The organism is uncultured Campylobacter sp., assembly GCF_938018145.1.
Taxonomy (GTDB): domain Bacteria; phylum Campylobacterota; class Campylobacteria; order Campylobacterales; family Campylobacteraceae; genus Campylobacter_A.
The window spans coordinates 1-9,787 of sequence record NZ_CALIII010000007.1 but is presented as its reverse complement, the minus strand read 5'-3'; the positions used below and the strand labels follow the sequence as shown (position 1 = coordinate 9,787).

General features: G+C 46.2%; 12 protein-coding genes. 3 read left to right on the top strand and 9 right to left on the bottom strand.

The genetic code is table 11. The annotated features are described in order from the left end of the window. Positions 1-285: rhodanese-like domain-containing protein (locus Q0338_RS00230; RefSeq protein ID WP_298085019.1), on the bottom strand; the 285-nt coding region annotated here is incomplete at its 3' end. Between the two features lie 161 nt (positions 286-446). Here Q0338_RS00230 and Q0338_RS00225 point away from each other — a divergent pair. Genes Q0338_RS00225 through Q0338_RS00215 form a run of 3 tightly spaced genes read left to right on the top strand, consistent with a single transcriptional unit; the run spans position 447 to position 3,935 of the window. After that, positions 447-1,448: a Fe(3+) ABC transporter substrate-binding protein gene (locus tag Q0338_RS00225; RefSeq protein ID WP_298085018.1), complete on the top strand. Its 1,002-nt coding sequence runs from the start codon at positions 447-449 to the stop codon at positions 1,446-1,448. Further along, a complete protein-coding gene (locus Q0338_RS00220) occupies positions 1,448-3,004 on the top strand; it encodes an iron ABC transporter permease (protein WP_298085017.1) in 1,557 nt (518 codons plus the stop codon). The genes Q0338_RS00225 and Q0338_RS00220 overlap by 1 nt, the downstream gene beginning before the upstream one ends. Before the next feature lie 4 nt (positions 3,005-3,008). Then, positions 3,009-3,935, top strand: coding sequence for an ABC transporter ATP-binding protein (locus Q0338_RS00215; RefSeq protein ID WP_298085016.1), 927 nt, complete (start codon positions 3,009-3,011; stop codon positions 3,933-3,935). Positions 3,936-3,958: 23 nt separating this feature from the next. On the opposite strand, the gene Q0338_RS00210 is transcribed toward Q0338_RS00215, so the two are convergent. From Q0338_RS00210 to Q0338_RS00175, 8 genes are all read right to left on the bottom strand, one after another. Continuing rightward, on the bottom strand, positions 3,959-4,561 hold the full coding sequence (locus Q0338_RS00210; RefSeq protein ID WP_298085015.1) for a hypothetical protein: 603 nt from the start codon (positions 4,559-4,561) through the stop codon (positions 3,959-3,961). Between the two features lie 293 nt (positions 4,562-4,854). Then, positions 4,855-5,202 carry a hypothetical protein gene (locus Q0338_RS00205; RefSeq protein WP_298085014.1) on the bottom strand — a complete coding sequence of 116 codons (348 nt, stop codon included), beginning with the start codon at positions 5,200-5,202 and terminating at the stop codon, positions 4,855-4,857. 451 nt (positions 5,203-5,653) lie between these two features. After that, positions 5,654-6,427 carry an ABC transporter ATP-binding protein gene (locus Q0338_RS00200; RefSeq protein ID WP_298085013.1) on the bottom strand — a complete coding sequence of 258 codons (774 nt, stop codon included), beginning with the start codon at positions 6,425-6,427 and terminating at the stop codon, positions 5,654-5,656. Further along, positions 6,411-7,388 (bottom strand): iron ABC transporter permease, encoded by a 978-nt coding sequence (locus Q0338_RS00195; protein WP_298085012.1) that lies wholly within the window; start codon positions 7,386-7,388, stop codon positions 6,411-6,413. Before Q0338_RS00195 ends, Q0338_RS00200 begins: the two co-directional genes overlap by 17 nt. Further along, positions 7,385-8,218, bottom strand: coding sequence for an ABC transporter substrate-binding protein (locus tag Q0338_RS00190; protein ID WP_298085011.1), 834 nt, complete (start codon positions 8,216-8,218; stop codon positions 7,385-7,387). The genes Q0338_RS00195 and Q0338_RS00190 overlap by 4 nt, the downstream gene beginning before the upstream one ends. Continuing rightward, on the bottom strand, positions 8,143-8,418 hold the full coding sequence (locus tag Q0338_RS00185) for a hypothetical protein (protein ID WP_298085010.1): 276 nt from the start codon (positions 8,416-8,418) through the stop codon (positions 8,143-8,145). Before Q0338_RS00185 ends, Q0338_RS00190 begins: the two co-directional genes overlap by 76 nt. 200 nt (positions 8,419-8,618) lie before the next feature. Beyond that, entirely contained in the window at positions 8,619-9,320 is a 702-nt protein-coding gene (locus Q0338_RS00180; protein ID WP_298085009.1) for a hypothetical protein, read from the bottom strand. A gap of 76 nt (positions 9,321-9,396) precedes the next feature. After that, a partial coding sequence (locus Q0338_RS00175; RefSeq protein WP_298085008.1) for a sigma-70 family RNA polymerase sigma factor occupies positions 9,397-9,787 on the bottom strand: 391 nt, incomplete at its 5' end.

Sequence of the window (9,787 nt, the reverse complement as noted above, 5' to 3'; positions counted from 1 at the left end):
CATCATCGCCGCCGCAGCGCTTCTGCGTCCGCTCCTGCAAATTAGCGCGACGGGCTTTTTTAGATCGAGCTTGGCTTTTAGCTCGTTTAAAAAGCTATCTTTGTCGGCGGGGTTAAAAGTGATGGTCTTTGCGCCTTTTATCACGCCCGTTTCCGCCCATTCAGAAGGCGTTCTGATATCAACGATTTGCTCGTAGTTTTTTATCGCTTCGGGACTAACTTGCACTGTAGTAATTTCAGCAAAAGCCATCGCTGCAGCCGCTCCTAAAAGTATAAATTTTCTCATTTTTTCTCCTTAAATTTTGTGGCGCGAATATTAGCACCGAATTTTAAACATTTTGTCATTATAAAGTCACTCCTGCATAAATTTTTCTTTTTTAATAATTAATATTACTTTCATAAGATAGACGCTATAATCGCAAATCCATATCAATACAAAGGATAAAAATGAAAAAAAGTTTTTTCGCGCTTAGCTTGCTTTCAAGCTTTTTGTTTGCCGCGGAGGTAAATATCTACTCTGCGCGCCACTACGACGCCGACGGCGAGCTTTATAAGCTTTTTGAGCAAAAGACGGGTATCAAGGTAAATGCCACGCAGGCAAAAGCGGGCGAGCTAATCAAAAAGCTCGAAGTTGAAGGCGATAGCTCCGCGGCGGATATCTTTATCACTGCAGACGCGGGGAATTTCTACACCGCAAAGACTAAAGGCGTGTTGCAAGCGGTCAAATCTGAAACTCTAGAAAAAATCGTACCTGAGCAGTATAGAGATAACGACGGCCAGTGGTTTGCTATCTCAAAACGCGCTAGAGTCATTGTTTACGATAAAAGAGACTTTGATCCTAAAGGTATCAATGACTACGAAGATCTAACAAAACCCGAACTAAAAGGCAAACTGCTAATCAGAAGCGCGACGGCTCCGTATAGCAAGTCGCTGCTAGCTGCTATCATCGAGGCCGACGGTAAAGACGCGGCTACTAAATGGGCGGAGGGCACGCTAAAAAATTTAGCTCGCGATCCAAAAGGCGGCGATAGGGATCAGGCTAAGGCTATCTACGCAGGCGAGGGCGACGTAGCGGTTATGAACACCTACTACATAGGCCTCATGCTAACCTCTCCGAAAGCCGAAGACGTCGAGGCTGCGAAAAATTTGGGTATAATTTTCCCAAATCAGGACAACCGCGGTACGCACGTAAACATCAGCGGTATCGCGCTAACCAAAGCTGCTAAAAATAAAGAAAACGCAGTTAAATTTATGGAGTTTATGGTGAGCCCTGAGGCGCAAAAGATACTCGCGGGTATAAATTTCGAGTATCCGATCAACGCAGAGGTCGAGCCTAGCGACATCGTAAAAGGCTTTGGCAAATTTAAAGAAGACTCCACTCCGCTTTATAAAAGCGTGCAAAACACGAACGAGGCTATTAAAATTTACGACGTAGCCGGCTGGAAATAATGAAAGTAAAATTCGGGGCGATCTTTATCGCCCTTATCGTTTTGATCCCCATTTTTAGCATATTTTTCGAGATCGCTTTGGGCGACTACTCTTTGCTCGAGCACTTTTTTAAGTATCTTTTTATGAGGTATATCCAAGGTACTTTTGCCGTCGCGGCGGGCGTTTTGGCGCTTAGTCTGGTTATTGCCGTGGTTTCGGCGTGGCTGGTGGCGAACTACCGCTTTGCGCTATCAAATTTCTTTGAATATGCCCTCATCCTTCCGTTTGCGATTCCTGCTTATATATTTAGCTTTTGCTACGTCGGGATTATGGATTACGGCGGATATTTTCATCAAATTTTCGGCTTTAGGCTGGAGTTTATGAATATCTACGGAGCGATTTTCGTGCTGTCGTTGTCGCTTTATCCGTACATCTATATGTTTGCTAAAACCTCGTTTAAAACGCAGTCCGCAGCGATTTACGACGTTTGTAAAATTTACAAGCTCCCAGGCCTGGCCGTGTTTTTTAGGGTTGCGATATTTCTGTCGCGTCCGGCGATCGTGGGTGGAGCGATGCTCGTGCTCATGGAGACGCTTAGCGATTACGGCACGGCGGCTTATTACGGCGTAGAGACTTTTAGCGCGGGCATTTTTAAGCTATGGTTTGACATGGGCGACTCGTACTCCGCGTCCGTGCTAGCGGGGCTTTTGATGATGTTCGTGTTTATTTTGATGATATTTGAGCATGTTAATAAAAACTCTAAAAAATACAGCTTCACCACGCACGATACCTCCAAATTTACACAAAAAAAGGAGCTTGGCAAATTCGGCTCGGCGGCGGCGTTTTTATGGTGCGCGAGCGTGTTTTGTCTGGCATTTGTATTTCCTTTTACCTGGCTTTTGTATTGGAGTATTCACGAGCTAGATAGTTTTAAATTTGAGTTCGTGCAGATGGCTTTAAATTCGCTTCTGATGGCTGCGGGTGCGGCGATACTCATCACGGCGGTGAGTTTTTTCCTCGTTTTTGCGACGAGACTTATAAAAAACAAAGCGCTAAACGCCTTTTTGCTAAAATCCGTCTCGCTAGGCTACGCGCTGCCGGGCGCTAGTATCGGGCTTTGCGTGATGATAGTTTTTGGTTATATTGACCGAAATTTCGGCACGCATCTGCTCTCATCGAGCTTTGTAGTGCTGATTTTCGGATACGTCGTGCGCTTTTTGGCGACCTCGATATATGCCGTCGAGAGCGGATACGCCAAGATCCCGGCAAGCATCGACGATGCCGCGCTTTTGCTAAACGGCTCGCGGTTAAATTTGTTTTTCAAAGTGCATTTTCCGCTGCTTCGCCACTTTTTCTTTCTCTCGCTCATCGTCGTTTTTATCGACATCATTAAGGAGCTGCCGCTTAGCCTCATTTTGCGGCCTTTGGGTTTTGAGACGCTTAGTATTAGAGCGTTTTTTTACGCGGCTGACGAGAGGCTTTATGCTGCGGCTCTACCGTCGTTTCTCATCGTTTCGATGTCGCTAGTCGCCGTCCTTTGGCTAGAAATAATCTCCAGAAAAAAACAAGAAAGATAAAAACATGGCTGAAATTTTAAAAATCGTAAATTTAAACAAGAAATTCGGAAATTTAGAGGTTTTAAAGGACGTAAATTTAAGCCTTAACGAGGGCGAAATTTTAAGCGTCCTGGGCGATAGCGGCTGCGGCAAAACCACGCTTTTGCGCATAATCGCGGGGCTTGAGACGCCAAGCGGCGGGCAAATCGCCGTAAAAGACGGCTGCGGCACGGCTATGATGTTTCAGAGCTACGCGCTTTTTCCGCATTTAAGCGTTTGCAAAAACGTGGAATTTGCGCTGTGGCGACTCCCTAGCGCCGAGCGAACCGCAAGGAGCGCGCAGCTGCTGGAGAAATTTAAAATCTCCGAACTAAAAGACAAAACTCCCGATCAAATTTCGGGCGGTCAAGCGCAAAGGACGGCCTTTGCCAGAGCCGTAGCAAACCGCGAAAAGCTGCTTTTGCTCGACGAACCCTTCGCTAATCTCGATCGCAACCTAAAAAGCGCGCTAAGAGGCGAGCTAAAACAGATGATAAAGGCAAACGGCATCAGCGCGGTCATGGTAACGCACGACAAGGAGGACGCCTTTTTGCTAAGCGACAAAATCGCGCTGATAAAAGGCGGCAAGGTTTTGGCTTTCGGCGCGCCTAGAGAGCTGTATTTTCAGCCTGCATCCTACGAAATCGCCTGCTTTTTGGGCGATATGAATTTGATCGATGAGCGGGATGCCCAGAATTTACCGGCTGAATTTAGATCGTGGCTGAAGGAGAGAAAATTTATGTTTCGCCCGGAGCTAATCATAAGCGGCGAAAAATACGAAGCAGACGTGACGGAAGCAAAGTTTTTAGGCGCATTTTACGAGCTAAATTTGGACTTTTGCGGAGTTAAATTTAAAGCCGTCGTTAGCTCAAATTTGCAGATTTGCGATAAATTTAAATTTGACCTGGCTTAAATTTGGCGAGAAACAATCAAATTTTAAATTTGGCTTTCTGGGTTGCGATTTTCGACGTAATCCACTCTCGACCAGGCAAGCACATAGATAAATCCTAGCGCCAGGTAGATACCAAGCACCGCAAGCTCGATAGGGTAGGGGTCGCGCAGGGCTTTGGTTAGTAAAAGCTTTAGCGCCGCAGCGATAAAAGTGCCGATCACGCAAAGCACTGCGTAGCCTGAAAATAGGGCGTTTTGCGTGACGGCGCCGAGTTTTAAATTTATCTTTATCCAAAGCAAAAACGCAAGCACCGCCGTGCCGCAAATGACGAAAAATAGGACCTTGTGCGTGCTAGCGGGAGCGTAGTTAGTGCTAAAACTTAGCAAAATCATCGCGCTGCAGACTGCGATAAAAAAGCGGTAAAGCTTAAACACTCCTCCGCCTGCGAGTCTGTTTACCTTTGATATCGCGCCGTAAAGGCAGATGACGGAGACGAACAACATCGCTACGCGCGCGCTCGTTGCGATATCAAAGAGGCTTTTAGGTAAAACCATCTCTTGCGAGAGTAAATTTAAAATAACCAAAATCCCCGACGTCATACCGAGCGCCCTTGCCGTGCTTATGCGTCTTATAAAGTTTTCTTGCATATTTTACCTTTTATTAATTTAATAAAAATTTTACACAAACAAGCTTAAAATTTTTATTAAATTTGCACCAAGTAAGCAAGCGGATAGTCTGGGGTATAAAATACAAAATAAGCAAAGTTGCAAAGCTTATTCTTGCAGCTAAGGAGCTCTAACATTGAACCGAGTTTTAAAATACGTCAAAGGCTGATCGTATGAAAAATACAAATTTGCGGGTGGTCAAAATTGAGATAAATTTAAGGGCAAATCTATCGTCAAATTTTCGATTTATCTACATATTTATTTGTTGGTAAAATTTAATGTTTTTCGCTAAAAGCCGATGTAAAAAGTGCGGTGGCGCAGCTGGCGAGCAAGCCTGCCAAAACAAGGCTGTCTTTTAGAGCGATAACCTTAAAGTTATGAAACCAAAAATACATCGTAGCCGCAAATAAAATAAAAAACAGTTTTAGTCCGATGTTTTGTCTCCAGCCAGCTACGGCGTAAAATAAAATAGTAACGCCAAATAGTATGCCGATATCGATGATTGACGACCCGAATATATTTTTCCATCCGTTAAAAATGCATAAAATAAAGGCGCCGATCAAAGCAAAAAATATCGCGCGAGTTCGTTTGAAATTTATGGCTAACATTAAAATATTAAACACAAACGCGAGTGGAAACGAAAACAAGACAAACTGAATAGTTCCGCCTCCAAGGATACCCGATTGCAAATAAAAATCTAGATAAGAAAGGCTACAAATAAAAAATACTGTTCCTAAAATAAGCTCGCTTTTTTGGAGTAGATATAACTTCATTTTTGCCCCTTTGGGTCTATAAAATTCGTTGTCGCCCGCTTTACGATGACTCAAATTTATCTTTAAAATTAATTTTATACTAAATTTATTTAAAGTAAATTTAGTAAAGCGACAAGTAAATAAAATAGCGTTCTCGGTATTAAATTTAAACGGCAGCACGGGACTAGCAGAAGTCGCAAAGCTCGCAAACCGCGTAAACAGCGATATAAAATTAAAATCGGCAAATTTCACGAACTCGTAAATTTCAAAGTACATAAAATTTTACGCACAGCGCAAAATTTGCCGATTAATAACCCAAAAACTACTTCACCTGCGCGCTGAAAATTTGCGTGATGCTGGGTATCTGCTCGCCTGCAATGTCAAATTCCGCCGTTTTCATCCGCACGCGGTAAAGCGCGTTTAAATTTTCCTCGTTTAAAACCTCGGCGCTGAGCCCGTAAACGTAGCCAAGATCGTCTTTTAAAATGAGCGTGCGGTCCGCCACTGCAAGAGCGTGGTTTGGCTGATGCGTGGTAAAAACGATGCCGGCGCTACTTTTTTGCTTTAAATTTACGATGAGGCTTAGCACGCGGTCTTGGTTTTTGATATCAAGCGCGCTGGCAGGCTCGTCCAAAAATAAAATTTCGCTCTTGCTCGCGATCGCCCTGGCAAAGAGCACGAGCTGCTTTTGACCGACTGAAAGCGAGTTAAAGCGCTTGTTTTTTAGGTGCAAAATTTCAAGGCTCTCAAGCGCGTCCAGGCAGATCTGCACGTCGCGTTTGCTCGGCTTTGAAAATAGCGAAATATCGCGCACGCGCCCCATCGCCACGATGTCTTGCACGCTGTAATCAAACGCCACGCTAAAGCTTTGCGGCAAAAAGCCAAATTTCGCCTGCGTAAAAAGCCGCCCCTCTTTGAGGCTCAAAATTCCCATCATGCACGACATCAGCGTGCTTTTGCCCTGACCGTTTAGCCCTAAAATCGCTAAAATTTGACCGCGCCCAATCTCAAAGCTTAAATTTCTAAAAAGAAATTTGCCCTCTTCGTAGAAAAATCCCGCGTCTTTGATGGATAGCAAACTACCTTCTGTTCGCATCGGCGCTCCTTTTTAAGAGGATGGCGAATATCGGGCTGCCGATGAGCGCGGAGATGATGCTAAGCGGCACTTCGCTAGAGCTGATCGAGCGCGATACGTCGTCGATAGCGAGCATAAAAACGGCTCCCGCGACGAAGCAAGCGGGCATAGAGCGCAAGTGGTCGCTGCCAAATATCATCCTAGCGACGTGCGGCACCACCAGGCCGATCCAGCCGATGTTTCCGCTGACGCTGACCTGCGCGGCGACTAGCAGGGTGCAGATGACGAGGATGACCGAGCGCAGCCGCACGATGTTTACGCCCAGCACCTTTAGATCGCCGTCTTCGAGGCTGAGTAGGTTAAATCTCCACCGCATCGCGATGAGCGACGCGACGCAGGGCGCGGAAACGGCGGCGAGCATGACGAGCTTGTCGTAGTCTGCGCGCACGAAGCTGCCAAGCAGCCAATAGATGATGTTTGGCAGCACGTCTTCGTTGTCGGCTAGATACTGCACGAGGCTCGTTAGCGCGGCAAACACGCCGTTTATGACGATGCCCGCTAGGATGAGCGAAAAGACGTCGCTGCGCGAGACGAATTTGGCGATAAAATAGAGCATAAAAAGTGCCGCAAGCCCGAAAAAGAAAGCAAAGCCCACGATAAAGTAGGAACCAAAACCTAGCATGATGCAAAGCGCTCCGCCGAATGCCGCCGCGGTGCTCACGCCCACGATGTGCGGGCCTACGAGCGGGTTTTTAAACACCGCCTGAAGCGCGAGGCCGCTAAGCGCCAGTATCCCGCCGCAAAGGCTCGAAAGTAGGGCGCGCGGGATGCGGATATCTAGCACCACGCTCTTTGCCGTTTCGTCAGCAGAGGAGCCGAGTAAAATTTTGCCCGTCTCCTCTAGGCTAACCGGATACTGCCCGATGCCAAGCGATACCGCAAGCAGCACCACCCAGAGCAGCAGCAGGGCGGAAAATTTCATTTATAGCTCGTGCGGTAGAATTTTTGATAAAATTCCTCTACTTTTTTGTCAAATTCCGCCTCGTCAAAGTGCTTCGGATAGAGCTTCATCGCTAGCCACCACTCGCCAAGCGCCATGGCTTCGGCAGTCGGATAGCCCCACGCTTTGGCGTATTCGGGCATCATGTAAATTTTATCTTCTTTGACCGCGCTTAAATTTGCAAGCTGCGGGTTTGATTTAAGCTCGGCTGGCACCTGAGGGTAGCGATCCTGCACGAAGATCATCTGCGGCGCCCACGCTAAAATTTGCTCGGCAGATACCTGCTTGTATCCCTTGATACTCTGCGCCGCGACGTTTTGCGCGCCGGCTCGCATAAACATTATGCCCGTGTATTTGCCGCTGCCGTAGGTCGTGAGATCAGGATTTGCCATGTAAATTTTAGGTCTTTTATCCACGATGAAGTCGCTAAATTTAGCCTTTAGCTGCTCTTGCGAGGTTTTGACGAAGCTTATGAGCTCGGCGGCCTCTTTCTCGCGGTTTGCGACCTTGCCAAGAAGCTCGATCCCGTCGTAAAAGCCCTCGGTGTAGGCCGCCTCGTCGTCTTTGAAGGTCGGATTTAGCTTGCCCTTATCGGCGGCGTCGCTGCGCTGAAAGCTAACGGCGACGACGGGGATTTTGAGCTCCGTCATCTTGTCGATGTATTCTTGCGGGATGTAGTTCGTGACGATCACGACGTCGGGCTTTAGCTTAAGCACCGCCTCGTAGTTGATCACCTTTAATCGCCAGGTGTGGGCATATCTTTTAGGCTCGGCGCTAGGCGGATGTAGTTTTTGCCGAGCGACTTCTCCCACGACTCCTGCACGCCGACGACCTTATCCAGCGCGTTTAGCTCATTGAGCGCGTTTAGGCTTTGGTGCTGAAGCACGACTATGCGCTTAACTTCGTCCGGTAGCGTGACGTCGCGGCCTAGCTGATCGGTTACGACGCGGTCTGCGAAAAGCGAACTCGCGCACAGCGCAAGAGCTAGCGCGAAAGAGTGAAATTTGCTCATGTTTTTTTCTTAAGTTTTTAAATTATATTTATTTATAGGCTTAAAATAAGCATTTCTAGCTCATAAATAAACAATGGTATATTACAAAAACAGCGATGAATTTATTATAAAATTTGAGGGGCGACACTAGTGCCGTTTTCGATAAAATTTAGCAAAACGGCTAGTATGGCGGCTGTGATAAAATTTGAAGTTTTTAAATTTTAGGGCTGCGCAGGAATGATATTTTTGACCCTGACCCAAGCCGCTAGTTCGTAAAGCGGGATCAAGAGCGCTATCGTAAGCAGCGCATACGGAGTTACTGAACCTTTAAGTGGCGAAATATCGATAAACTGAAGCGCTGTGCACATAAAGGCTAAGCCTGAGTAGATGTAGAAAGCACTGTTCTGTGTATCTTTGCTGAGCAGATAGTACGCAACGCCAAGCATAAACCAAAAGTAGATAGTTAGAATAGAGTCTATGGTAAGAAATATCGTAAGGGCCGAGCCTTGTATATTTAAAAAATTATTTGCGACTGCTCCGATTATGGCATAAGCATTATCTACAAAAGAGCCTCCGATCTGCGCCGCGGCATACTCTACCGCGCCAAATCCGACTTGACTTACCGAATACAATGCCATAGATAGCCATAAAATCGCTAGTAGCGCCGCCGTGACTAGTGCAGAGGAAATTCTCGTAAAAAGTTTGCTTGCGGAGAGTTTGGAGATTTGTCTAGCAACAAGAAGCCTAAAAATCATCGATGCAAGAAAAGTAAGGCAAATAAAAAATACGGCGATCAAAAATCCAGATAACGAAACATGGCCGCAAAATTCGTACAAAACCCAAATAGACATACAGCCGCCTATCAGTAAAATATTAGAAGCTATGCCGCAAAATTTTATCTCGGCCAGGAGCTCATGACTCATCTTTGCGCCTTTGATTTTTCTTTAAATTTGGTAGTTAGTTTTATTTTCTGATCGGCTATAAAAGGGAGGGCTAAATTTAGCCCTCGATGTAGTTTTTGAGTTTTCTACCGACTTTTGGGTGTTTTAGTTTTTTTATCGCAGAGCTTTCGATCTGGCGGACGCGCTCGCGGGTTACGTTTAGCTCTTTGCCGATCTCTTCTAGCGTGCGGTCGCTCTCGTCGTCTAGCAAGCCAAATCTCATCCTGATGACCGCTTTTTCGCGCTCGTTTAGCTGGTCTAGGACCTCGTCTATCTGCTCTTTTAGGTCGTTTTTTAGGATGTGATCCATCGGGCTTAGCGAGCTTCTATCCTCGACGAAATCCCCAAATTTACCGTCCTCTTCGTTGCCGATAGGGGCTTCTAGGCTGATAGGCTCTTTTGTGATTTTGATGACTTGTTTTACCTTGTCTACGCTTAGTCCGACTTCT

What these genes read in the sequence shown, in the direction of transcription:
- Q0338_RS00210 (WP_298085015.1), bottom strand. Translation starts at nt 4,561, where the DNA reads ATGCAAGAAAACTTTATAAGACGCATAAGCACGGCAAGGGCGCTCGGT.
- Q0338_RS00185 (WP_298085010.1), bottom strand. Translation starts at nt 8,418, where the DNA reads ATGAGCAAATTTCACTCTTTCGCGCTAGCTCTTGCGCTGTGCGCGAGT.
- Q0338_RS00220 (WP_298085017.1), top strand. Translation starts at nt 1,448, where the DNA reads ATGAAAGTAAAATTCGGGGCGATCTTTATCGCCCTTATCGTTTTGATC.
- Q0338_RS00180 (WP_298085009.1), bottom strand. Translation starts at nt 9,320, where the DNA reads ATGAGTCATGAGCTCCTGGCCGAGATAAAATTTTGCGGCATAGCTTCT.
- Q0338_RS00215 (WP_298085016.1), top strand. Translation starts at nt 3,009, where the DNA reads ATGGCTGAAATTTTAAAAATCGTAAATTTAAACAAGAAATTCGGAAAT.
- Q0338_RS00200 (WP_298085013.1), bottom strand. Translation starts at nt 6,427, where the DNA reads ATGCGAACAGAAGGTAGTTTGCTATCCATCAAAGACGCGGGATTTTTC.
- Q0338_RS00225 (WP_298085018.1), top strand. Translation starts at nt 447, where the DNA reads ATGAAAAAAAGTTTTTTCGCGCTTAGCTTGCTTTCAAGCTTTTTGTTT.
- Q0338_RS00195 (WP_298085012.1), bottom strand. Translation starts at nt 7,388, where the DNA reads ATGAAATTTTCCGCCCTGCTGCTGCTCTGGGTGGTGCTGCTTGCGGTA.